The sequence below is a fragment of the Methanobacterium alkalithermotolerans genome (genome assembly GCF_018141185.1).
Taxonomy (GTDB): domain Archaea; phylum Methanobacteriota; class Methanobacteria; order Methanobacteriales; family Methanobacteriaceae; genus Methanobacterium_F; species Methanobacterium_F alkalithermotolerans.
Window position 1 is genome coordinate 1425784 of sequence record NZ_CP058560.1, and the last position, 25162, is coordinate 1450945.

Annotated in this window: 24 protein-coding genes; 13 read left to right on the plus strand and 11 right to left on the minus strand. The window is 38.7% G+C overall.

Translation table 11 applies throughout. From position 1 onward, the window contains the following. The first annotated feature begins 18 nt into the window (after positions 1–18). Positions 19–489, plus strand: a complete 471-nt coding sequence (locus HYG87_RS07010) for a nucleoside deaminase (RefSeq protein WP_211532482.1) — start codon at positions 19–21, stop codon at positions 487–489. A gap of 37 nt (positions 490–526) precedes the next feature. Here the strand turns inward: HYG87_RS07010 and HYG87_RS07015 are convergent, their stop codons facing one another. The 6 genes from HYG87_RS07015 to HYG87_RS07040 form a co-directional block, all read right to left on the minus strand. Further along, complete coding sequence (locus tag HYG87_RS07015; protein WP_211532483.1) at positions 527–1657, minus strand: hypothetical protein; 1131 nt, start codon at positions 1655–1657, stop codon at positions 527–529. 9 nt (positions 1658–1666) lie between these two features. Beyond that, positions 1667–2188, minus strand: coding sequence for a UGSC family (seleno)protein (locus HYG87_RS07020; RefSeq protein ID WP_211532484.1), 522 nt, complete (start codon positions 2186–2188; stop codon positions 1667–1669). A 31-nt stretch (positions 2189–2219) separates the two neighbouring features. Next, entirely contained in the window at positions 2220–3797 is a 1578-nt protein-coding gene (lysS, locus tag HYG87_RS07025; RefSeq protein WP_211532485.1) for a lysine--tRNA ligase, read from the minus strand. 346 nt (positions 3798–4143) lie between these two features. After that, the gene (gene thiC, locus HYG87_RS07030) at positions 4144–5445 is read right to left on the minus strand and encodes a phosphomethylpyrimidine synthase (protein ID WP_211532486.1); all 1302 of its coding nucleotides are present in this window, start codon (positions 5443–5445) and stop codon (positions 4144–4146) included. A gap of 331 nt (positions 5446–5776) precedes the next feature. Further along, the gene (locus tag HYG87_RS07035; protein ID WP_211532487.1) at positions 5777–6691 is read right to left on the minus strand and encodes a carbohydrate kinase family protein; all 915 of its coding nucleotides are present in this window, start codon (positions 6689–6691) and stop codon (positions 5777–5779) included. A 134-nt stretch (positions 6692–6825) separates the two neighbouring features. Beyond that, positions 6826–7689, minus strand: coding sequence for a helix-turn-helix domain-containing protein (locus HYG87_RS07040; protein ID WP_211532488.1), 864 nt, complete (start codon positions 7687–7689; stop codon positions 6826–6828). Positions 7690–7898: 209 nt separating this feature from the next. On the opposite strand from HYG87_RS07040, the gene hxlB reads away from it, so the two are divergent. Further along, entirely contained in the window at positions 7899–8483 is a 585-nt protein-coding gene (gene hxlB / locus HYG87_RS07045; protein ID WP_211532489.1) for a 6-phospho-3-hexuloisomerase, read from the plus strand. Between the two features lie 75 nt (positions 8484–8558). On the opposite strand, the gene fdhD is transcribed toward hxlB, so the two are convergent. Both fdhD and HYG87_RS07055 read right to left on the minus strand, forming a co-directional pair. Next, the gene (gene fdhD, locus HYG87_RS07050; RefSeq protein ID WP_211532490.1) at positions 8559–9314 is read right to left on the minus strand and encodes a formate dehydrogenase accessory sulfurtransferase FdhD; all 756 of its coding nucleotides are present in this window, start codon (positions 9312–9314) and stop codon (positions 8559–8561) included. 64 nt (positions 9315–9378) lie between these two features. Then, on the minus strand, positions 9379–9696 hold the full coding sequence (locus HYG87_RS07055; protein WP_211532491.1) for a carboxymuconolactone decarboxylase family protein: 318 nt from the start codon (positions 9694–9696) through the stop codon (positions 9379–9381). A 233-nt stretch (positions 9697–9929) separates the two neighbouring features. On the opposite strand from HYG87_RS07055, the gene nuoE reads away from it, so the two are divergent. Next, complete coding sequence (gene nuoE / locus HYG87_RS07060) at positions 9930–10394, plus strand: NADH-quinone oxidoreductase subunit NuoE (protein WP_211532492.1); 465 nt, start codon at positions 9930–9932, stop codon at positions 10392–10394. A 30-nt stretch (positions 10395–10424) separates the two neighbouring features. Beyond that, a complete protein-coding gene (locus HYG87_RS07065) occupies positions 10425–12281 on the plus strand; it encodes an NADH-quinone oxidoreductase subunit NuoF (protein ID WP_211532493.1) in 1857 nt (618 codons plus the stop codon). Positions 12282–12299: 18 nt separating this feature from the next. Here the strand turns inward: HYG87_RS07065 and HYG87_RS07070 are convergent, their stop codons facing one another. Next, positions 12300–13145, minus strand: coding sequence for a hypothetical protein (locus HYG87_RS07070; RefSeq protein ID WP_211532494.1), 846 nt, complete (start codon positions 13143–13145; stop codon positions 12300–12302). 380 nt (positions 13146–13525) lie between these two features. Between HYG87_RS07070 and HYG87_RS07075 the strand changes: the two genes are divergently transcribed. After that, complete coding sequence (locus HYG87_RS07075) at positions 13526–14050, plus strand: DUF2115 family protein (RefSeq protein WP_249164823.1); 525 nt, start codon at positions 13526–13528, stop codon at positions 14048–14050. Positions 14051–14196: 146 nt separating this feature from the next. Here HYG87_RS07075 and moaA read toward each other — a convergent pair whose 3' ends face one another. Then, positions 14197–15123, minus strand: a complete 927-nt coding sequence (gene moaA, locus HYG87_RS07080) for a GTP 3',8-cyclase MoaA (protein WP_211532495.1) — start codon at positions 15121–15123, stop codon at positions 14197–14199. Between the two features lie 52 nt (positions 15124–15175). Then, positions 15176–15868, minus strand: a complete 693-nt coding sequence (gene mobB, locus HYG87_RS07085; protein WP_211532496.1) for a molybdopterin-guanine dinucleotide biosynthesis protein B — start codon at positions 15866–15868, stop codon at positions 15176–15178. Positions 15869–16149: 281 nt separating this feature from the next. On the opposite strand from mobB, the gene fdhF reads away from it, so the two are divergent. The 8 genes from fdhF (at position 16150) to HYG87_RS07125 (ending at position 25117) form a co-directional block, all read left to right on the plus strand. Beyond that, a complete protein-coding gene (gene fdhF, locus HYG87_RS07090; RefSeq protein ID WP_211532497.1) occupies positions 16150–18846 on the plus strand; it encodes a formate dehydrogenase subunit alpha in 2697 nt (898 codons plus the stop codon). A gap of 237 nt (positions 18847–19083) precedes the next feature. Next, complete coding sequence (locus tag HYG87_RS07095) at positions 19084–19539, plus strand: 4Fe-4S binding protein (RefSeq protein ID WP_211532498.1); 456 nt, start codon at positions 19084–19086, stop codon at positions 19537–19539. Then, on the plus strand, positions 19539–20585 hold the full coding sequence (gene fwdF / locus HYG87_RS07100; RefSeq protein ID WP_211534247.1) for a tungsten-dependent formylmethanofuran dehydrogenase subunit FwdF: 1047 nt from the start codon (positions 19539–19541) through the stop codon (positions 20583–20585). Before HYG87_RS07095 ends, fwdF begins: the two co-directional genes overlap by 1 nt. Positions 20586–20601: 16 nt before the next feature. Continuing rightward, complete coding sequence (locus tag HYG87_RS07105) at positions 20602–20847, plus strand: 4Fe-4S binding protein (protein ID WP_211532499.1); 246 nt, start codon at positions 20602–20604, stop codon at positions 20845–20847. Beyond that, on the plus strand, positions 20847–21230 hold the full coding sequence (fwdD, locus tag HYG87_RS07110; protein WP_211532500.1) for a tungsten-dependent formylmethanofuran dehydrogenase subunit FwdD: 384 nt from the start codon (positions 20847–20849) through the stop codon (positions 21228–21230). Before HYG87_RS07105 ends, fwdD begins: the two co-directional genes overlap by 1 nt. A gap of 33 nt (positions 21231–21263) precedes the next feature. Next, positions 21264–22985: a tungsten-dependent formylmethanofuran dehydrogenase subunit FwdA gene (gene fwdA / locus HYG87_RS07115; RefSeq protein ID WP_211532501.1), complete on the plus strand. Its 1722-nt coding sequence runs from the start codon at positions 21264–21266 to the stop codon at positions 22983–22985. Further along, positions 22982–23797 (plus strand): tungsten-dependent formylmethanofuran dehydrogenase subunit FwdC, encoded by an 816-nt coding sequence (fwdC, locus tag HYG87_RS07120; RefSeq protein ID WP_211532502.1) that lies wholly within the window; start codon positions 22982–22984, stop codon positions 23795–23797. Before fwdA ends, fwdC begins: the two co-directional genes overlap by 4 nt. 21 nt (positions 23798–23818) lie before the next feature. Beyond that, positions 23819–25117: a formylmethanofuran dehydrogenase subunit B gene (locus HYG87_RS07125; protein ID WP_211532503.1), complete on the plus strand. Its 1299-nt coding sequence runs from the start codon at positions 23819–23821 to the stop codon at positions 25115–25117. Positions 25118–25162: the final 45 nt, after the last annotated feature.

Sequence of the window (25162 nt, forward strand, 5' to 3'; positions counted from 1 at the left end):
CAACAGGGGGTTATAACTATGGTTGAACACCAAAAATTCATGAAAGAAGCCATAAAAGAAGCTAAAAAAAGCCTTAAAGAGGGCGGAATTCCTATTGGTGCAGTTCTGGTAGAAAATAATCACATCATAGGTCGCGGCCATAACCGCCTATTACAAAATCAATCAGTTATTCTACATGGGGAAATGGACTGCATGGAAAGTGCCGGAAGGCTACGGGGAGAAGATTATCAACAATGCACTCTTTACACTACTTTATCTCCCTGCACCATGTGTTCCGGGGCTGCACTACTTTATAAAATTCCCAGGGTAGTTATAGGTGAAAATAAAACTTTATCTGGTCCAGAACAACTTTTAAGAGATAATGGGGTGGAAGTTATTGATTTAGAAATGGAAGAGTGCTGGGAACTCCTGGAAGATTATATCCGGGAGAATCCTGAAACCTGGGAATCAGAACTGGAACGGGTTGGAGGAGAAACTAACTTAAAATAAAGTCCTGCAGGACTAAAAAAATTAAATATCCTGGTTTTTAATCCAGAGGGAGGGTTACTGATTCACAGGAAGTACCGAAACCATGGGCCAGCATGCTGTGCCTTCCCGGACCACCTGCCACCACTATCACCACATCATCTATTTTTCGGGTAATGGGGACCATATTTTCTTTACACCATATCTCATCCAGTTTACGACCACCTCTATCAGCTAAATTTACCGGAACCATCGCATGCTGGTGTATATATTTTTTAACATCTTTTTTTCCCCATCCCTCATTGGAAATGGTTCGAGCATGTTCTGGACTCATAATAACCAGTAACTCTCCAGGTACATGACTATTATTACAACCTGCCGTGGAAGCAGTATGTACTATACTATCCAGCAAATCCTCGGCCTTTTGACTGCGGTGGTCATTAACATTATGGGGAGCTTCCATCCCCAAAAGGGTAAGTGTACCTGAAGGGGAAGCATAGCCTCTTTCCACATGCAAAGCATCCCAGGGACTTTCTTCCTCATTTTCCGCAAAGCAGTAACTGTACTTGGAAGCCGAACCCATGGTGGCGTGGTCCCCTATTCCTGGAACCGCTCCAGCAATATTCATTAAAAAAAAGCGAATAGCTCGACCAATACTTGCATTGGCCAGGTTGCCCGGACCTAAACATCCAGTTTTACTATTGAATTCTAATTCATTTCGCACAGGACCATTTATGAGGGTACAAACCGCCACAGGATGGGTGGTAGCATTTACACCTGCCAGGTTGAATTTTTCATCCCCCAGGCCCATTACTGCCTTCTCCAGAAGAGGCATAAACTGGGGCAGACAGCCGGCCATGACCCCATTTACGGCGATCTTTTCCCTGGTTGCTTTTCCCTGGAGCGGGGGTAGAATGGCCAGCACTTCCTGAGGATCCCCCTCAGAGTATTGATAAAACTTATTGACCCTGTCAGGGGTGGGGGGTATAATTGGCAGACCATCAGTGAACTTTTTTTGATAATAATCCAGGCTGATTTTTTCCACATCAGGATCAACCATGATACTCTCTTTTTTATTGTAATCTGAATTTTCAGGTTGCCTGCTGCATTTTGAATCCTCAGATTCAGTTAAAATATCTTCAATTAAACACCCACAGGACTTATCAACATTATCGGGAATCTTTTCGGACATTAAATCGCCTCAATCAGACTTATAAAAGATTTTTTCAATTTCAGGAATTATAACATTTGTTTTTTCTTTCACTTTGTCCGGGTTTAAACCTGCTACAGGGTGTTCAATTTCAAATATTCTTAAATCAGGAGCACCATGTGCCTTAGCCAGTTTACGGGCAAAGGGTGCAAATTTATGGGAACAAATGGATAGGGTGGGCACTCCTTTTTTTTCCAATCTTATAGCATCTAAAATAACCCAGGTAGTACAGGAACCACAGTCCCCCAGTGCCAGAATGGAAACATCACCTTCAGCAGCTTTTTCAAGCTGGAACTTATTCGCACCAGCTCCTGCAGGTTTTTTTGATTCTATTACTTCTATGGACTTTAAACTGGCTTTTATGATATTTAATATAATATCTGCCCCGGGTTTGGTATTATCAAAAAGAGATATGTGGTGGATAGGGGAAGGTATATCATTTATAAATATACTTTCCTGGCTGGATTCGGCCAGAGGATCCAGAACCCCTCTTTCTACTAAGTTAAGCTTCATTTAAATCACAAGTCTGTAAATTTTTCTGGATCTATTCCTGCATTCTCAATCTTTTAATCACAAAATCCTTATCAAGAGATAATATAAATGAAGCTGCTCTTGGCCCCATTTTTTTACCAATTATGACTTTGTAAAGTGCTTGAAATGCTTTTTGAGGTTTTAAATCATGTTCCCTTAATAGGGCGTACATTTGGTCATGTAACTCCTCGGGATTTAGATTTTTTTCTTCAATTAGGGTGGCCATATCCCTTAAAAAACTTTCCTGTTCCGGTGATAATGTCACAGACGGTATTTTTTTCTGTACTTGGAACTTTACAAAACCGGGGGCATACTTATCCAGCCAATTTTTAACCTGACTTACTCTTTCTGCTAACTGATCTTTTTGAGAGTCAGATAAATCTTCAAAAGATAGAATTGCCATCTTATCACTTAACTGGGAATTCCTCTTTAGTATCTGGTATATATTTTCCAGGTCATCCCCTGCTATCTGGTAGGCCACGGTGAGGAATCGGTAAGAAGGCCTAAATGGTATTTGGCTATGTTTTTGAATTTGGGATACCTGGTATATTTTTTTAAGCTTTTTTTCTTCCTTTTCTGATGCAGCCTGTTCTTCTTTAAAGTAAATCTGTTCTACCCTATCAAACTGCTCAATGAAATCCAGAAACGGCATTTCAGGATTGAAATCTTTATGTTTCATGGGTTTGCTTCGGAATAGGAAGTAATAAAGACTCTCAGCCGGCCCGATTTCCAGCCACTCTCCAGGGGTGAAAAATACTCCCTGAGATTTACTCATGGCATCTCCTTTAAGGGTTATCCACTCATAGGGAACTGGATAGGGTGCTTTATAATCAAAAATTTCCCTAGAAATGATGCTACTCACATCATAGGATCCTCCACTCGCTGCGTGGTCTTTACCAAATGGTTCACAGGTTATATTAAAAATTTTCCAGCGAGCAGCCCATTCTACCCTCCAGGTTAATTTTCCATCCCCTGATTTTATATCCATGGTTCCATCAAATCCACAAGTACATCTATAAGAAACCTCATCTTCCTGATAACTGTAGGCATAAGTGGTATTTACCCGTCCGCAATCTTTACATATGGGGTTATATGGTAACCAATCTTCTTTTAATGGATTTTCACGATATTTATTAAATATTTTCCTGATTTCAGGAGCTTTTTCAAGTGATTTGCGTATGTAATCGTTGTAAAGACCATCTTTATACATCTTGGCCCCAGAATAAGCCTCCAATTCTATGCCAAAATCATCCAGGGTATCCAGGAATGGTTTCTGGAAGTGTTCCACAAAACTTTCACAGCACCCTTCTGGACAGGGTATCTGGGAATAAGGTAACCCCAGGTATTTTTCGTAACTTTCTGGAAGAGGATAAGGAACCTTACGTAAGGGGTCATGGTCATCTGCTATCCATATGGTTCTGGATGAACTTTCCTTATTAATAAGAGCCTTGCTTACGGCATTGGCTATAAAAACGTCACAGGAGTTCCCAATATGTATTGATCCTGAAATGGAGGTTCCACTGGCTACTACGTGATTATCCACATCCCAATCTTTTAATTCATCTGCTATCCTTTCTATCCAGTGTTTCAATTAAATCACCTTTTTTTAGAGTAAATAATGTAAATATTCCCTATTATACCCAAGGGCAGGTTCTAATCTTTTAGCCCTTTTATATAAAACAGTTTAATAATTATTTTAGTCTATCAGGGGCACTAAAAATAATGCTGTAAATATCATTATAAATCTATTTTATTTTAATATTATGTTATGAAATGTGTCATATGCTAAGGGTTTAAGTACAATATGCATTTTTTAAGGCCCTTATAGAGTTTTATATGATTTTATTTATTTAAAATAAAGAATATAAAAGTAATATTTGTTAAAATAATTTCTTTAAATAGAATTAAATAAAATAAAAATGGTTTAATTAATTAAATTAATCAAACACATCCACTTCGGCATTGTCCAGCCATTCATTCACAATTTTAACAGCACAGTAGTCACCGCACATGGTACATGTATCAGGGTCTTCTGGTGGTCTTTCATCTCTTTTTTGCCGGGCTTCTGCTGGACATAGTGCTGCATCATATTGTGCTTCCCAGTTTAGTTTTTTACGGGCATTGGCCATTACCAGATCTTTTTCCCCATTATGAATGCCTTTGGCCATATCTCCCACATAGGCACCTATTCTGGTGGCAATAACCCCTTCCTTCACGTCATCAGGGTAAGGTAATGCCAGGTGCTCTGCAGGAGTCACATAGCATATGAAATCTGCTCCAGCTCCTGCAGAAGCAGCTGCACCTATTGATGAAACGATATGGTCGTATCCGGCCCCAATATCAGTCACAATTGGTCCTAACATATAGAAAGGAGCTCCCCGGCAAAGTTTTTTCTGCAGGGTGACATTGGCTGGAATTTCATTTAAAGGTATGTGGCCTGGTCCTTCCACAATAGTTTGCACTCCCACTTCCCGGGCTTTATCCACCAGTTCTCCTAATATAATTAATTCCTGGACTCCGGCCCGGTCAGTTGAATCTGCAATTGCACCAGCCCGCATGGCATTGGCCATGGACATTACAAAATCATGTTCTTTGGCTATTTCCAGAATGTAATCATAGTTTTTGTATAAAGGGTTTTCAACTTCATTTTCCACCATCCAGGCGGATACAAAGGCCCCTCCCCGGCTCACAAGTCCTCCTTCACGGCCCTGTCTTTTTAATCTTTTTAAGGTTTCCCGATTCACACTACAGTGTATGGCCATAAAGTCCACACCATCTTTGGCCTGTTTTTCAATGGCCTTGAACATGGATTCTTCTTCCATGTAAATAGCAGAACCCTTTTCCTGAATGGTCTCTACCGCAGCCTGATAAATAGGAACACTTCCCACTGGAATATCAGACATTTTTAAAATTCTCTGTCGGATTTCATTCAAATCTCCCCCCACAGAGAGTTCCATCAAAGTATCAGCATTATGGGCCATGGCCACTTTAGCTTTTTCCTCTTCCAGATCGAAATCACAGATGTCGGTTGATGTTCCAATGGTAGCATTTACTTTAGTTCTGAGCCCTGCTCCAATACCCACCGGTTTTACTCCTTCCCGGTTTAGATTGCTGGGAATAGCTATGGTCCCCTGAGCTACAGATTTTCTTATGAATTCTTCAGAAACGTTTTCAGCCTGGGCCACCGCTTTCATTTCCTCTGTTATTATGCCTTTCTTTGCGTCATCCATTTGTGTCATAGAATCACCATGTATTTTTTAATATTTTTACCCTTAGCTTTTCTTGATAATTATAATCAAAATCATCAAAGCCTAAATATGTTGAATCAAAATTTATCAATATATTCTAATAACGAATAATGATAGTATCCTTTTCATATACTATCATGATTTCATTTTTAATATTGTATTTCTTAATAAAAGATATACTGTTTTAATTTTCCTTTATATATAAATAAAATGATTAGGCACAAGGGCTTACATATAGTTATTAATTCACCCTTATATTAACAATAGTTATGGTAACTAATCCCTATTTATAAAATGCCCTCCAAACAAAAAATAATACGTATTAAACTTTTTTTCCCTCCATACGACTTTTAACCATATCGTAATCTGGAACATTGGTTTGACAACCTTCAGCTTCAATAATAAAAGAAGCAACAGCTGATGCAAATCTTCCACAGTATTCTAAATCATTATCATCTAAATAGGCCGTTATAAAACCCGCCCGGTAGGAATCACCTGCACCGGTAGGGTCCTGAACTACACTTTTTGTGGCATCTATCTTAATTTTTTCAGGAGTATAAATGGTGCTCCCCTGGGAACCATAGGTCTTAACCACAATTTCCGGACCATTTTCCATTATTTCCTTTAGACTCATCCCCAGAGTGTTTTTTATGCGATCAATTTCAAAATGGTTACCAAATAATATATTACATAGTCCCACCACTTCTTTTAACTCCTGGGGGGAATACATGTAAAGGTCCTGACCAGGATCAAAGGAAATTAATTTTTCCTGTTCCCGGGCAACCTCACCACATTTCCGGTTGAACTGGGGATCTCCCGTTGCTAAATGTATGGCCTTGGTTTTCATAATTGACTTAAGTGGTACTTCCGAATTTTTGAAGTTTTTAGCAGCTCCCCAGTAAAAATAACTTATCTGATCGTCATTAGAATTGGTTAAAACAAAAGCAGTGGGGGTTGTGTCCTCTTCCACTACTATCATATCTGCGGTGTCAATTCCCAGTTTATTTAAGACTAATTGATATTCTGAACCGGCAAAATCACCACCTACAGCAGATACCAGGGAAGTATTAAGTCCTAATCTGGATCCCACTACTGCTACATTAGCAGCGGCTCCGCCATGCAGGTTTTTCATTTTTTCTATGGCAGTGGAGGAGTTAGGATCTGGGAACTCCCCTACCTGGATAATATAATCAAAAGCAGTGTGGCCAATTGCCAGTAAATCCCTTTTTTCACTCAATAAATCACCGGCCCTATGTTGATTTTAGAAGTACTTAAAATTTTTCTAGCCATTTTAAATAAGATTTTAACCTGGTGAAATTAATTAAAAACACTATCAATCGCTTTTTACTATGAATATCCCCCTAGTTATAACTATAAAGTCCCGAATCCCTGTTTTTTTACAATTTTCTGGCCAGGGCCAAGTATATAATTAATAAATTCTTCTATCTGTGGATTAAAGTCTCTAAAATTCACCATACTAATAACGTGGCGGGTTTCCTCTTTAAGTAAATCTTCGCCCTGAAAGAAACTACCATTAAGAAAGGTATGCAAATTATTTGAGTTTTTAACTATTTTAAAGGCTTCGTAAGGAGATTTGACTTCACCATAAATTTCAAATGGCACGGAATTATCTTCCAGAGTTTTCCAGGCCAGCCTCTGGGATGAACTGGAAACAGCCACAAACTTTTGATTTTTAAGTTCTCTAATATCACTTACTTCCCATCCCGGACTGGATATTAGTACCAGGTAATCATAAGCAAGGGGAGTAAAATCTAAATCATTTTGAAATGCCAGAAGGGGATCATCCAGGCTCATAATATCTAATAAATCTTTTTTTGCCAGATAAAAAGCACTTTCATCATCGCTACTGTAACATGCTACTTCCAAACTACTCTTTGCAGCTAAAACCTCTAATAACCCGGATGAAATATGGCCTCCGCTAATCAAAAGGCGATTACTATCTTTAATTCTACTAACATAACGGTTATATTGTTCCAGTATGCTTATTCCTTCAGAAGTTAGTTCTGAACCGGCCCCGGTTGTTTTTAATATCTGAAAACCTAATTTATTCTCAGCATCCAGAATGCGACGATTTAAAACCGCAGGGGATACTCCCAATTTAATGGCGGCTTTTCTCTGGGACCATGTTTGGGATACACATTTTAAGGTCTGAAAAAATTTGTAATTAAATTCATGACCATTTATATTCATTCCCAGGCGGGGATAAAATTCCATAGAGTATCAAAACCTTATATATAATATAAAATTTCGCAATTACCATTATTTCAAGTTCTTTAATATCAAGCACACCCTACTAAAAAATAAATATAGGACTTGCAGATATATTATGCTGTTTATGTATTTCAGTTAACAGGATTAAATGTATTACATAAAATTTTAATTTCCTTAATTCCATTTATTTAAATCAACTTTAGGTGAAATATATGATAATCAATGATGCCATTGCGGAAATCCTGGAAAATGTTAATCAAGCCTCTCAATCACTGGATCAAGATAATCTAGAAAAGGCAATGGGGGCGCTCATTTCTTCAGCAAATGTCTTTGTTATGGGTATGGGCCGGTCTGGCCTGGTGGCCAAAGCATTTGCCATGCGTTTAATGCATCTGGGAATCAGTGTATATGTGGTGGGTGAAACCATCACTCCGGCTATAAATACAGGGGATACTCTCCTGGCTATAAGTGGATCCGGCCAAACCAGTACTATACTTAGCACTGCACGAATAGCAAAAAAGAGAGGGGCTAATATTATTGCCATAACTTCTTACCCCGAATCCCTTCTGGGGGATCTTTCTGATCATATAATAACTATTAAAGGAAGAACCAAAATAGACTCTGAACAAAACTATATTAAAAGACAGATAAATGGTCGACATCAGTCATTGGCCCCTATGGGGACTCTTTTTGAGATAACATCCCTTATATTTCTGGATGGTTTGATTGCCGAGCTCATGCATAAAATGGATAAAACTGAGGATGACCTTAAAGAGAAACATAATGTGCTGGAGTAATCCAGAGATTATAATTGCATATTCCCTTTACTCCAACCAATTAAAAAACTTAAACTACTTTAAAAAAGATTTAAATCAATCTATCACTACCCGGTGGGGATGGGTATAAATATTGAATCTTTCGCCTCTAACAAATCCAACCATGGTTATTCCTGCTTCTTTAGCCACAGCATATCCGGAAGTAGTGGGAGCTGCATTGGATGCTATGATGGGCATTCCCACCCGGGCAATTTTTATGAGCATATCTGCGGGCATCCTGCCACTGTAGGCAATGTAACTATTTTTAAAGTCCACTTTTTCCAGTAAACCCGCCCCGATAACCTTATCCACCGCCACATGTCGACTAACATCTTCCCTGGATAAAAATTTATCTTTATAAATCAAGGCAGCTACATGAGCCCCTCCCGTTTTCTGCCAGGTGAATGCATTATCTTTTAACTTTATAAAAGATTTAAGTAGCTTTTTTTTATCTACTGTAAATTCCGATTCAACTTTATCTATAAATTCGATTTTCTGGCGCCATCCTCCAAAACAATCAGAACCCACCACCAGTTCCTGGACTATATCGAAGTCTTCCATATCTACCTGGACCTTTACAGTGTTTTCCTCAATTGAAATTTCTTCAACATTCTCTAATGAACGAATAAGGCCTTCCCCTAAAAGATATCCCATTGCAAATTCTTTTAAAGAGTCAGGGCTAATTGAAAATTTACGAGTTAAGGTTTTATTTACAATAAGTTCTATCTCCGCGTCTTTGACGATTTTTTCCTGTACTGATTTGCTAGTTTCACGGACTGCCAGGGCAGATACTTTTTCATACATAGTGGACATATTAGCACCATTATTAGATTATAATAACTTAATAATTAAAAAGAAAGTAAGATTAAATTAAGAACTATTTATCCATTAATATATCATCCGCCCATGATATAGCTGCTGCTACACTGGGAAATCCTATAATGCTGGTTACTAGCATAATGGCATGATAAATTTCTTCCGGAGTTGCCCCAGCATTAATGGCTCTTTTTACATGGCTGTGAACTGCTCCTTCAGACTTTATGGCTGCAGAAGCTGATAACTGAATTAGATGTGAATGTTTATGATCAATGGGTCCGGATTTTCTTACAACTTTACCTAAATCTGATAAAATTGAACTGTATTCTGGATACCGGGATCTTATACTAACGTGATGATCTGGATATTTTTTGGTCATTTTTTCCCACCTCTTTAATTATAAAATCGACTTAAAACTATACATTAATTTATATACTGGAAGACCATAATAAATTTTATTAAAAAATCAATCCCAGTGACTTAAATCCCTTTTAAATACTATTTTTATGAATATTCAAAGCATGTAAGTACGAATTTTGTGGATATAATGTTGTTAAATCATTAAATTTGATATTAATTATCAACCATCAAGCTAAGTAGAGGGAAAGTTATATGAAAGTCTTGAATAAAATTTTATCCAGATATTCTGGGAAAAAATCGGATCTGGTTCCTTTACTACAGGAAATACAATCAGAATACGGTTATTTATCAGAAGAACTCATGAAAGAGGTATCTCATTTCACAAATGTACCTGAAAGTGAAATATATGGTGTGGCCACATTTTATACTCAGTTCAGATTTATACCCAAAGGAAAAAAGCACATATCTGTATGCACTGGAACAGCCTGCCATGTAACTGGCGCCCAGCAGATAATAGAAGGTATGGAAAGACATTTGAATATAAAAGAGGGCGAAACAACTCCTGATGAGGAATATTCTTTAGAATCTGTGGGATGTTTAGGATGCTGCGCTTTAGCACCAGCAGCAATGGTAAATGACGAAATAAAGTCTAAATTATCCTTAAGAAATATAAAAAAACTATTCAAGGGATACAAACCTCCAGAGTCATCAAAATAAAATTTATCATCAGCATCAATGGGGTCAATTATGAAGTTTGAAGAAATGGTCCAACAGGAAAAAAAGGACTACAATTTATTATTTTCTGATAAAACAGCAGTCTTTGTAGGCTCGGCAACATGTGGAAATTCTGCTGGGGCTCAAACTGCAAAGGATATTATAAAGTCCGAATTATCTGATTTTGAATGTGAAATTATAGATGTGGGCTGTATTGGCTTATGTTATGCTGAACCAATTATAATGGTGGTAAAACCACAGCAGCCTTCTGTAATCTATGGTAATGTCACTAAAAAAGTGGCCCGTAAAATTACCAGATCTCATATAATTCAGGACACACCCCTTCCCGATTATGCCCTGGGGAGTTGGGGAGAAGGTAAAATTGAAGGAATTACTCCTTTATTTGAACAAAAATCCATGAAAATGCAGGAGAGAAGAATACTAAGAAACTGTGGATTTATTGATCCCACTAATATAGGGCACTATCTATCCCAGGGGGGTTATTCTGGATTTATGCAGGCATTAAAAATGGAATCATCTGAAATCATTGAGGAAATAAAAAAATCAGGCCTGAGGGGAAGGGGAGGGGCAGGTTTCCCCACCTGGATGAAATGGCAGTTTTGTCTGGATTCTGGTAAAAAAACCAATTACCTGATTTGCAATGCAGATGAAGGTGATCCCGGAGCATTCATGAACCGTTCACTCTTAGAGAGTGATCCCCACTCGGTACTGGAAGGTATGCTCATAGCTGCTAAAACCATCCATGCCGAGAAAGCATACTTATACTGTCGAGCAGAATATCCACTGGCTTTAGAAAGACTCAAGACCGCAATTAACGAGATGAAGGAGAGAGGATTTCTAGGAAAAAATATCATGGGATCTGGATTTAATCTGGAAATCATTATTAAAGAGGGTGCAGGAGCCTTTGTTTGTGGTGAAGAAACTGCTCTTTTAGCATCAATAGAAGGTGAAAGAGGAACTCCCCGCACCCGACCCCCATTTCCCACAACAGAAGGCCTTTTTGGAAAGCCCACAGTAATAAATAATGTGGAAACTATGGCCAGCGTTGCTCTAGTTATGCAGCAGGGTGCTGAAAAATACTCTCAGATGGGAACCAAAGAAAGTAAAGGTACCAAAACCTTCTCCCTGGTGGGTCAGGTTAAAAAAACAGGTCTGATAGAAGTACCGCTGGGAACCACCTTAAAAGAAGTAATATTTGATATAGGTGGAGGCATACTGGATGATGGGGAATTTAAATCAGTTCAAATCGGAGGCCCTTCCGGGGGATGTGTTCCTGCCCAGCACCTGGACACTCCCATTGATTACAGTTCTCTATTAGAAATAGGGGCCATGATGGGCTCCGGGGGTCTGGTAGTAATGGACCACAGTACCTGTATGGTGGAAGTGGCCCGTTACTTTTTGGAATTCATTCAAAAAGAATCCTGCGGAAAATGTGTACCCTGCCGTTTAGGGACTAAACAGATGCTGGATATTTTAACCGACATAACTGTGGGTAAAGGAAAGAAAAAAGATCTGGATGTGCTACCTGAATTAGCAGAAGCAGTTAAACTGGGATCTTTATGTGGTCTGGGTCAATCAGCACCTAATCCCATATTAACCACCATGCACTTTTTCATGGAAGAATACCAATCCCATATAGAAGACGGTATTTGCCCTGCTCTGGATTGTAAGGATTTCATTACCTATACTATTGATTCTGAGAATTGTGATGGCTGCATGGCTTGTATTAAATCCTGCCCGGTAGGTGCCATATCTGGTGAAAAAGATAAGGTTCATTTTATTGATACCCTAAAATGTGTTAAATGCGGCACCTGTCTGGATTTATGTAAAAAGAAAAAAAATGCAGTTATACTGGCCAATATTTGCTAATTAGGGGCTAGAAATATTTCAGATGAATTTTTCACCAGTATTAACATTATAGAGGTGTATCTGGATGAAATTGCCTTTATCCACCCATTTTCCATTTTCCAGATAAAAGGGACCAGTCCATATTGAATCAAATTCATCCCGGCTAGAATCAACAAAGGTTAAACTTACTGTAACATTAACTTCATTATTTGATACCTTATTTAAACGATCTATTTTCATACTGTTGAGAATATATCCTGTTTTAACCCCATCATAATTAAATAAGGTGTTGAAATCTTTGAAAAAATCTGATAATCCCTGTTTTACATCTTTTTCCAGTTTTTCGTCTTCTGAAATTTGGCTGGTTGTATTTTTTGAGGGGGCAGCTTTTTCATCAGAAACATCTGTTTGGGCAGCATCCATAGGAACAGCAAATATGCCCCAAATAAGTAACAGTGCTAATAGTAAGGTGCCAATAACTGGCACGATTTTATTACGATAGGGATTATTTATCCATACCAGAACGGGATTAATGCGAGGATAAGCAATAGATTTTCTTTTATTTAAATCATAGCTGGATCCTATTTCCTGTTGAAGTAAATACCGATTTAAGAAAACCCCTAAAAATCCCCCTAAAAAACCTAAAAATATGAAAATTGGACTTACCCATAGCAGCGAAATCAATGCTGAAATTAATCCAATTATCATCCCCACAGGATATTCAATTTCATTTGCAAAAAATACGGATAAAGAACTGCTAAGCACAGGTAAAAGTAGCAGGGCATAGATTCCTATAAAAAATTTAAGAATAAGTGTTATAAGCAGGCTTATTAAAACTGCTATAATTATGGATATCCCCACGCGGTTAATTAAATACTTCCCCACAGCCGATCCTCCCTTTAAAGATATGTACTATATTATCTATTTTAATTTTTATTATATAATTAATTATAATACTTATAAAATTATCACTATTTAAAAGAGGCCTGCAATGTATATTTTTTCCCAGCTTTTATAAATTTAAGGGAAAGATTTAAAATTTTCTGTGGAGGAAGATTAAAATAAATCAATCAAAGTTAAGATAAATAGATTAATGCTAAATATAGTGAATTTAATGCCCTAGTAACCTGATCATGAGCAGAGCCTGAACAGAATATGCTTTCTAGGCTGAAAATCTGATTCAAATATCGGCAAACTGCTTTTTTTTAAGAAAGGTAATTAGAATAAATAATATTAAAATAACTCTATAAATTTTAAGAATAAAAATGTTAGAAGAAATAAACCTTTCCCGGAAAATTAAAAAACAGGAACTCCTTACTATTCTAAAAAAGGAATGTTCTGGGATCGATATATATGATTTGATTGCATACTATGTGCACCTTTGTCATGAGGGCAGGTATCTGCCTGAAAACTACTTTAAAGATTATTTGAAGGCATATGTCATGGGATTCATTATTAGAATAAAGGAAATTAAGGATAATTCTGAGTTTTATGATGGATATGTGGATCGGGAGGAGTTAAAAAAAGCCTTAAATCTTTTAAATCGTCAGGAAGATAATGTAAAAAAAATAAGGAGATATCCCCGTTCATTTAAAATATATGCACTTATCAGTATTTACACTACTTTTATTCTGGATGAACCAATTCACATGGTGGGTACCCTTTTTCCCGGGGGATTCAGGGTTAAATATGAGGATAATATCTACTATTGCCCGGTAAAAGATGGCCAAAAAAATAACCCCCACGCTGTTTGTGCTTTCTGTATTGCCTTACAGGATGAGGCTGTTTAGAATATAATTCTGTGATATTAATTACATAATTATAATGAATCATTTTTTTATAATTATAATTTTTTAATAGTATATTTAATACATTTTTTGGGGGGATTAGTTACTGGGGCCTCTAATAATAAAAAATAATATATAAATTTCTAATCTCAACATCCACCATAAAAAGGTTCTCTATTCTCAATAGCATCAATAAATATCTTTTTTAAGTCCTCCATACTTTTACCGGAACGAATAGCACCAATTATATCCACTAAGTTATCATTACGTAGTAAACAGGGTTTTATTTTACCATCCGGGGTTATCCTTAAACGGGTACAGTTTTTACAAAACTCCGTATTGTCCATGGGCTTTACAATTTCTATTTCTCCATCATCCACAAAGTATTTTTTCCTATCCTGCATAAAAGCCCGGGTTTTCACTTTGTCTGCCCTATTTGTCAATTCATTTTCTAATTGATTCATTTCAAAATGATACTTATCTATGAATTCTGTATCCGGACAGCTTTCTGTTTTTAAAAGTTCTATTAGCTGCAGTACCGCCCCATTTTTTTTACAAAATTGAAACATATCCCATATTTCCTGATGGTTGATGTCCTTCATAACTACCATATTAACCTTAACCGGGTCCAGTCCCGCCTGGGCGGCAGCCTTAATTCCTCTTTTAGCACTATCCAGATAATTTCTGCTGGTAATAAATTGATAAGTATCTGGATTCAAAGTATCCAGACTCACATTGACTCTTTTTAATCCGGCATCAACCAGTTTTTGAGCATAACGTTCCATTAAAGTTCCATTGGTGGTTATGGAAACATCTTTAAATTCCAGGGTGGATATCTTCTCCACAATTTCTACAATATCCTTTCTTATAAGGGGTTCCCCTCCAGAGAGCCGAATCTTTTTAATGCCTATATCCCGGGCCACCTGAGCAATTTTAAATATCTCATGGGCGGTCATCTCATTATCCTGTGGCATTATACCGTCATGGTGACAATAAAGACACTTTACATTGCATCTGCTGGTTATAGAGATTCTTAAAGAGATTATTGGCCTCTGGAAACTATCATGGGTAAGCATATTATCATTTGTAGTTTAATCTGATGGTTTGGGGTCTTGGAAGTGGTGTTACTTAATCTTTATTATGCAATACTATTTTTATGGTATCAATATCATCTGAATCTTTATCCAGAGAATTTATCATCCCTGTAATGGTTTTAGCAATTATATTCTGTACAAATGGGTTTAATGGTATCCTTTTACCATTAACTTCCAGCAATGCCTGTTTAAACTGGCTTTTACAGTCAACTTCAGGAGCTAAACCCTGCAATTTGGCCTGAGAAAAGTCTGCACAGGATTCAAATCCACATTTTTTACAATTCAAATCCTGCAATAGACCATAACTTCTTTTTTCAATAATTTCCACTAATTCATCCATTTTTTCATCATTCAATTTTTTTACATCCACTTGCCGGATAGTATAATTGTCTTTTAATGATGAAACAGATATTTTTGCAAATCTTGAGCTTTTAAATCCTTCCATGACTAAAAAATCAATTTCATCATAGGATTCAATGGTTGAAATTACGTTTTCCACATCAAGGGGATGGTCCCAAAGAATAAAAGTCTCTTTTCCAGTACCAACCACGATTTTAGCCCCGGCCTGACGGTGCTTTCCTGTATCCTTATCTGCCAGATCAAAATGAACATGGCTGAATTTCATTGTTCCTACGCTGTATCCTTTCTGTGAAAGTTTTTCCACCAGTCTGGTCACCAGAGTTGTTTTTCCAGTGTCTTTAGTCCCTATGATAGATATTATTTTCATTTACAAGCACCAACTGTACTTATTTCTACTCTCTAATTATTTAAAAAAATAAAGGAATAGATTATATTAATAAGAATATAGTAGTTAAATTAAATAGTAGTAGTAATAGTAGTTAAATACATTATGTTGTTTATCCCCAATTTATTAAAATGAATTATTTAAAATAACTTTACCCTATTTTATTCCTAAATTCTCTATTTAATATAATATCTAATAACGTATATTTGCTAAAAACTAATTGAATTAACGGCTAATTTTTTAAAAAAAATTTCAAGGATACCATGAAGAAAAAGATCAAATTTTTAATGGATGGATTGGAGTTTGAAGCAGATGAAGGAACCACTATCCTTCAATCAGCCATAGAAAATGATATTTATATTCCTCATCTTTGTTATAATTCCCAGCTAAAACCATATGGTGCCTGCCGCTTATGTCTGGTGGAAAATGCTGAGGGAAGGCTTATAACTTCCTGCGAGAATCAGGTGGAAGAGGGAATGGAAATTAAAACCCACAGCATGAAATTAAACCGGGTTAAAAAGATGTTAATATCTTTACTTATTTCCAATCATGAAAAAAACTGCCTTAGCTGCACTCAATCGGATAATTGCAAGCTTCAAGAAGCAGCATCCTATTTGCAGGTAAATGAGAACGAACTGGAAAACTTAAGACAATCAGTAAAGGATGTCCCCCGGGATGAGTCCAATCCTTTTTTTATCCGGGACCTTAAAAAATGCATCCTCTGTGGAATATGTGTCCAGGTATGTGCCGATATAATGGGAGTAAATGCTATTGATTTTGGGTTTAGAGGGTATGATACCAGGATAACCACCTTTGGTGATAAGGATATTCTGGAATCTAACTGCGTATCCTGTGGCGAATGTGTGGAAGCATGTCCGGTGGGTGCTCTGGTTTCCCGCAATTCTTTAACTCCTGCTCGCGAAGTAAAAACCATCTGCCCCTATTGTGGGGTAGGTTGCGGCATCTATCTGGGAATCAGGGGGGGTGAAATAGTAAGTGTAAGAGGGGACCCTGAAAGCATGGTAAATCAAGGAAAACTCTGTGTAAAGGGTAGATTTGCTTATGAATTTATTAACCACCCTCAAAGACTTAAAAAACCCTTAATAAAAAAACAGGGCAAATTTGAAGAGGTCGGATGGGATGAAGCCCTGAAACTAATTGCAGATAAATTTTCAAAATATTCCGGGAATGAATTTGCATCCATTGCCTCGGCCAAGTGTACCAATGAAGAAAATTATCTCTTACAAAAGTTCACCCGGGGGGTAATGGAGTCTCCCCATATAGATCACTGCGCACGCCTGTGCCATGCTCCCTCGGTAGTGGGACTCTCTCGGAGTATTGGAAGTGGGGCTATGAGTAATTCCATAGCAGAAATTGGGCAGGCTGGCTGTATAATGGCTATAGGAACCAACACCACTGTAAGCCATCCTGTACTAGCCCTTCAAATAATTAAAGCAGTTAAAACTGGTTCGAAACTCATAGTGATTAATCCCCAGAAAATTGAACTGGCAAAGCACGCAGATATATTTTTACAGCATAATCCGGGAAGTGATGTGGCTCTTTTAATGGCCATAGCCAAGGTAATAGTTGATGAAGGCCTCTATAACCAATCTTTTATAGAAGAAAGAACTGAAAACTTCTTAAAACTTAAAAAATCACTTGAAATTTTATCTTGGGATGAACTAGAACATATAACTGGAGTGGAAAAGGAAAAAATTAGACAAACGGCTTATATGTATGCGGAGGGAGATCCATCTTCCATCTTATATGCCATGGGAATTACCCAGCACTCCCACGGAACTGACAATGTACTGGCTGTTAGTAATCTGGCCCTTCTTACTGGCAACCTGGGAAGAGAATCTTCTGGAGTTAACCCCCTTCGGGGCCAAAATAATGTACAGGGGTCCTGTGATATGGGAACCCTTCCCAATGTATTCCCGGGATATCAATCAGTAGAAGACCCTGAAATTGTTGAAAAATTCCAGAAGGCATGGAATATGCATCTTAAACCGGTAAATGGCATGATGTTATCTGAAATTTTTGAAAAAGCTCGAAGTGGGGATCTCAAGTCATTATATATCATGGGTGAAAATCCATTGCTCAGTGAACCGGATATACAGAAGGTAAAAATGGCACTGGAAAATGTGGAATTTTTAGTAGTTCAGGATATCTTTTTAACTGAAACTGCACGCCAGGCTGATGTGGTACTCCCTGCTGCTTCTTTTGCAGAAAAAGAGGGAACTTTCACCAATACCGAAAGAAGGGTGCAGAGAATAAAAAAAGCTATAATCGCACCGGGAGATTCTAAATCAGATTGGGAGATAATCTCGGCCATTGCAAAGAAAATGGAAAAATCTGGTTTTGATTTTAAATCAGCTGAAGAGATATTTTCTGAAATGACAGCTCTAACTCCTATTTATGGTGGAATTTCTTATGATAGATTAGAAAATCAGGGTTTGCACTGGCCTTGTCTGGATATTGATGATCCCGGAACCCCTATACTGCACCAGAATCAGTTCAATACTCCCTCCCATAAAGGAATATTTCATCCACTGGAATATATTCCCTCGGCGGAAATCCCGGATGAAGAATATCCTTTCATACTCGGAACCGGCCGAAGCCTCTATCAATACCACACCGGATCTATGACTCGCAAAGTTAATGGTTTAAATTATATTGATGGAGAGGAGTTTTTAGAGATTAATCCTGATGATGCATCTAATTTGAATATAAAAGGGGGAGAATGGCTGGAAATATCTTCTAGAAGAGGCACCATACGTGCCAGATCCAGAATAAACCCTGGTTTATTGTCCGGTTGTGTTTCTATGACTTTTCATTTCCAAGAAGCACCTGCTAATTGTCTTACTCAGACCGCCCGGGACCCGGTTTCAGGCACCCCTGAACTAAAAATTTCAACTGTAAAAATAAGAGTTTTAAGTGAGGATGAAATAGATATTTAGAACTGATCTAAGGATATTATTTGAATTAAAAAATATTAATATTCTTTTTTTTATCTAAAAACACTTTATTTATTTTTATTAATAGCATTAAAATTTTTATAATGCTTACTTTTAAATTTTCAAAAGCATTTATGTGGAGGAACTACACTCTTATATTTATAACTTCCCATATGTTTCTAGTAGAAATGTATTTATAAGGAATGCTTAAAAAGTGTTATTAACCCACATGGTGAACCAATGCCCAAACATATCGTTTCTGGATTAAAGTACATGGCAACAGTAAAGCTGAGGAAAAAAGGTCAAACTCAACGGGAGATAGCTCAGGCTCTGGGTATGGATAGATCTACAGTTTCTCATTATTTAAATGGTAGAAATCTGTCTAAGGATTCTATAGAAGTCGCAAAGCTGGTAGTTAATATGTGCCCTAAAGACTTTTTACTTTTTACTCATACACTGCTAAAGGATAAAGATAGAACCAGAATCATTATCCAAACTTGCCAGAAAAATCGATATGAAGGCAAAGTAAAAAATTCCTGTATTGGATGTGGTCTCTGTGTGGATACCTGTCTGATGAAGGCTGTCGTGTTGAATGACTTAAAGGCACAAATAGATTTTGAATGGTGTTGCGGATGTTTAATCTGTGTGGAGATGTGCCCAACCAACTCGATAGAAATTAAGGAGGTAGTAGATTGATGGAAACAACTGAATATAAAGACGGTAAGGATATTACCGTGGAAAGAGCAGGCGAAGAAGATCGAAAATTGCTCTTTAAAGATGATCTATGCGCGGTTTGTGGATTATGTGAAAAAATTTGTCCAGTAACTGCAATTGAGGTAAATCCTACTGGTGCGATGATTCGTACTGAACAAGACGTAAGTAAAATAGATATTGATGAACATAAGTGTGTTTTATGCGGTATGTGCAGTAGTATCTGTCCTTTCCAGGCTCTGGATTTAAAGATAGATGGAGACAGCATAAAAGACCTTCAGTATCCTCAAATTATAAAATCAGCAGAAATCTCTGATGAGGAGTGTATCCAGTGTAAAGCATGTGAAACTGCATGTCCTCAGGATGCAATTACTATTACTCGTGAACTGCCTAAAAGAGCAGACCTCATAACAGGTGAAATCGAAATAGATAAGGAAACCTGTATTTACTGTGGTATGTGTGAAGAAATGTGTCCGGTGGATGCTATTGATATAGCACACCAGGTCCCTACTTCGGACAATCCGGCAGTGGCTACTGACATCAATGTAAATGAAGACAAATGTGTCCACTGTGGAATCTGTAAGAGAATCTGTCCGGTAGACGCTATTATGCAGGTATGCAGAATCTGTCCTTATGGAGAATACGAAATTGAAGTACCAGAAGTCACTGGAACCTCCTATATTGACCCTGAACTATGTGTAAACTGTACCTGGTGTCAGGAAATTTGTCCTGTGGATGCAGCCAAAGTAAACAAACCTTTTGAAGGTGAATTGACCATAGACCAGGACACCTGCCAGGCCTGTGAAACCTGTGTAATGGTTTGTCCCTGCAATGTGTTATCTTTCCCTAAGGCGGAGAAATCAGGTGCAAAGCCGGAAAAACTGCATAAAGATGAAAGGTTCTGTATTTACTGTGGCGCCTGTCAGAAATCCTGTCCGGTGGATGCCATAGATGTTAAGAGGACTAAAATTAACTACACACCAACCAAATCCAAGGCTTGGGTAAAGGCCTTTGAATCCTTGAAAAACTGAATATGGAGGCTATTAAATGGCAATTGGACTAAAAGCTTACCGTGATATTTGTCACGGATGTGGAAACTGTGTTATAGCTTGCCCGGTTAACGCCCTCCGAAGCGAAGATGTCGCTGCAGGAAAGGGACCAAGCGAACTGTTGGACCTGATAATGATAGTAGAAGACGGAGCAGTACAACTAAAAAACGTGGATCTGTGCGGAAAGTGCGGAACCTGTGTAGAAAGCTGCCCGGTAGAAGCTATTAGACTGGAGGAATTGTGATGATAGTTAATCTAATCACAGGAAGAACTGTATGGCAAGGACAGGCAATTGAATCTGGAAAAGATCTGGAAATGTACATCAATGCTGCAGCTATAGCCCATATAAGTGATGAAATGATGGCTCAGATGGGCATTAAACCTGGACAAAACATTAAAATAATAGCGCCTGATGGTGACGTGGTGGTTAAAGCAGTGGCTACCAAAGAAACTCTCCCTGAAGACACAATATACGTCCCTATGGGTCCCTGGGCTAATAGAGTGGTTGATCCTACTACCAACTCCACTGCAATGCCCTCTTATAAAAATATACCTGTAGAGATTATGCCCACTGACGAAGAAGTACTGGACATGCCCACTCTAATGAAGGTATACGGAAAAGTGTAATATCCTACAACCAATCTAGGAGGATTAAATAAAATGGAACGTATAATCAAGAACGGTGTTGTTTACTGTCCCTTAAATGGAATTAATGGAGAAAAAATGGATATCTCCATAAAGGACGGTAAAATCGTTGAAAGTGTTAGTGATGATGCAGAAGTATTCGATGCTTCTGGACAAATCGTTATGCCTGGTGCTGTGGAGGTACACTCTCACATAGCAGGAGCAAAGGTAAACGTGGGTCGTATGATACGACCAGAGGACAGTAAAAAAGATGCAGAAGCTACAGTAGAAGCAACTCATCGTAGGGCCGGAAGTGGTTTTTCAGTGCCTTCCACCCACATGACCGGATACCGGTATGCACAGATGGGTTACACCACTGCCATGGAAGCAGCCATGCCTCCATTACTGGCCCGGCACACCCACGAAGAACTGCAGGCCACTCCTATCCTGGATCATGCTGCATTTCCCTTATTTGGAAACAACTGGTTTGTGATGGACTATTTAGGTGAAGGAGACATAGACTCCTGTGCAGCCTATGCTTCCTGGTTACTAAAAGCTACCAAAGGTTATGCTATTAAGATAGTAAACCCCTGTGGAACTGAAGCTTGGGGATGGGGAGGAAATGTGCATGGAATTCATGATACTGCTCCTCACTTTAAAGTAACCCCTGCAGAAATGATTAAAGGACTGGCTGAAGTTAATGAAAAATTGAGATTACCTCACTCCATACACCTGCACTGTAATGACCTGGGACACCCTGGAAACTATGAAACCACCATAGAGTCCTTTGAGGTACCTAAAGGAATTAAGGTTAACCCTGCTACCGGAAGCAGAGATACCATTGTGCATGGTACTCATGTCCAGTACCACAGTTACGCTGGTACTTCCTGGAGAGACTTTGAATCTGCAGCAGACAAAGTGGCGGATTATGTAAATAAAAACGACCACATCACCATTGACATTGGTCAGGTTACCCTGGATGAAACCACCACCATGACTGCTGATGGACCGATGGAATACGATTTACACTCTCTAAATGGTCTAAAATGGGCTAACTGTGATGTGGAAATGGAAACCGGTTCTGGAGTAGTTCCTTTCATCTACTCAGCTAAGGCACCAGTACCTGCTGTTCAATGGGCTATTGGTATGGAACTATCCTTACTGGTTAAGGATCCTGCCAAAATATGTCTAACCACCGACAGTCCTAATGCAGGACCATTCACCAGATACCCTAGAATATTTGCCTGGCTCATGAGTAATCAGTACCGGGAAGACATGCTGGAAAACAAACTCCACAAATGGGCTCAAAAAAGAAGCAGTATTGCTACCATTGACCGTGAATTCTCTTTCTACGAAATTGCACAGGCTACCAGGGGCACTCCCGCCAAAGTACTGGGCCTAAGCGACTTAAAAGGACACCTGGGTGCAGGTGCTGATGCGGATGTGGCAGTCTACAACATGAACCCGGACACCATAGACCCATCTAGTGACTACATGGCCATTGAACAAGGATTCCAGAAAGCAAGTATGGTATTCAAAGACGGTGAATTGGCTGTAAAAGACGGAGAAGTAATCAATACTGGATTAAAAGGAAAAACCTTCTGGGCCGATACTCAAGTGGAACAAAACTCCTACAATGCGGTCTTAAAAGAAGTGGAAAGACAGTTTGTTAAATACTACTCCATTGGATTCAAAAATTACCCGGTAGAAGACGAATACATCTCCAAGTCAGCTCCCATTAAAGGGGTGATGTTATGAGTGAAATAATACTAACTCCTAAAGAACAACCACAGGTACCTCTGGAAACTCCCAACATTAAACCAGACGTATTTGCAGGAAAAACCATTGATGAAATCAAAGAACTGGAAATCGACCACGGAAAAGAAACAGTTAAATTAGCTGACTTTTTTGATGTAGAAGGAACTCCTGGTGAAACTGCAGCTGAAATCAAAATCATTATCGATGGTGATGTAAGCAACACCAAAAGAATTGGACAGGAAATGACCGCTGGCGAAATCCTGGTAAAGGGCGATGTAAACATGTACGTCGGCCTGGAGATGGAAGGTGGAAAAATCACCGTCCAGGGTGATGCCGCTGCCTGGGCTGGCCAGAACATGAAAGGAGGAGAACTGGAAATAATGGGCGACGCCGGAGATTACGTAGGATCATCCTACCGTGGTGACTGGAGAGGAATGAGCGGAGGCCTTATAACCATCCATGGTAATGTCGGTTACGAAATTGCCGAGTACATGGGTGGAGGAAAAATAGTGGTTAAAGGAAACGCTGATCAGATGCCTGGAGTACACATGAGTAATGGTGTACTGATTATCGAAGGTAATGTAACCTCCAGAACTGGTGGAGAAATGAGCGGTGGAAACATCGTGGTAAAAGGTGTGGTTGGAGAATTCCTGCCAGGCTTTAGTTACTGGGGTGTTGAAAAGAACATAGAGGTAGGAGGGGAAGATATACCTGGAGTGTTCTATAAATTCACCGGTGATAACGCCATAAAAGGAGCTAAAGGAACAGTATACGTAGCTGTAGCTGGCAACAAGCACATAGCTCCAAAATAATAAATTAAAGAGGTAATATTTATGGAATTAGTAAACAACGTGGTTTGTCCTTTCTGTGGAACACTTTGTGATGATATCATATGTAAGGTAGAAGATGATGAGATCGTTGGAACCTACAATGCATGTATCATTGGACACAGTAAATTTGTCCACACTGAAGGCGCCATGAGATACAAAAAACCCCTTTTACGTAAAAATGGGGAATTTGTGGAAATAAGCTATGAAGAAGCTATTGATAAAGCCGCCCAAATACTGGTGGATGCTAAAAGACCTCTAATGTACGGATGGAGCTGTACTGATTGTTCAGCTCAAGAGTCAGGTATGGAATTAGCTGAAGAAGTAAGAGCCGTGGTGGATAACACTGCATCAGTATGTCACGGACCTTCTCTTTTAGCTGTACACGATACTGGTTATCCAGTATGTACTCTGGGAGAAGTTAAAAATCGAGCCGATATAGTGGTTTACTGGGGATGCAATCCTTTCCACGCTCACCCCCGTCATTTATCCCGACACTCCTTTGCTCGTGGATTCTTCCGGGAGCGAGGACGTGCTGACCGGACCATTATTGTGGTGGATCCTCGAAAGAGTGACACCTCTAAACTAGCCGACATACACCTGCAACTGGACTACAATAATGACTATGAACTGGTAGATGCTATGAGATCTGCCTTAAAAGGTCATGAAATCTTATATGATAAAGTAGCAGGAATACCCCGTGATGATATTGTGGGAGCAGTAGAAGCACTCAAAAAAGCCCAGTTTGGTATTCTCTTCTTCGGTATGGGTATCACCCACTCCCTGGGTAAGCACCGAAACATTGATACTGCCATTATGATGATTCAGGAACTCAACCAGTTTGCCAAGTGGACCCTTATCCCTATGAGGGGTCACTACAATGTGAATGGATTTAACCAGGTATGTACCTGGGAAAGTGGATACCCATTCTGTGTGGACTTTGCCACTGGAACTCCTAGATACAATCCGGGAGAAACTGGGTCCAATGACATACTTCAAAATAGAGAAGCAGACGCCATGATGGTAATTGCTTCTGATCCTGGTGCTCACTTCCCACAAAATGCGCTTCATGTCATGGCTGAAATGCCGGTCATTGCCATAGAACCTCACCGAACACCTACAACTGAATTAGCAGATCTTATTATTCCTCCTGCAATTGTGGGGATGGAAGCAGAAGGTACTGCCTATCGTATGGATGGTGTTCCACTGAGAATGAAAAAAGTGGTTGAATCTGATCTACTTTCTGATAAAGAGATCCTGGATAAGATTCTGGAAAAAGTAAACCAACTAAAAGCATCTAAATAAATAAGTTAAGCCCTTCGGGGTTTAATATTTTTTTTTTTTAATTAA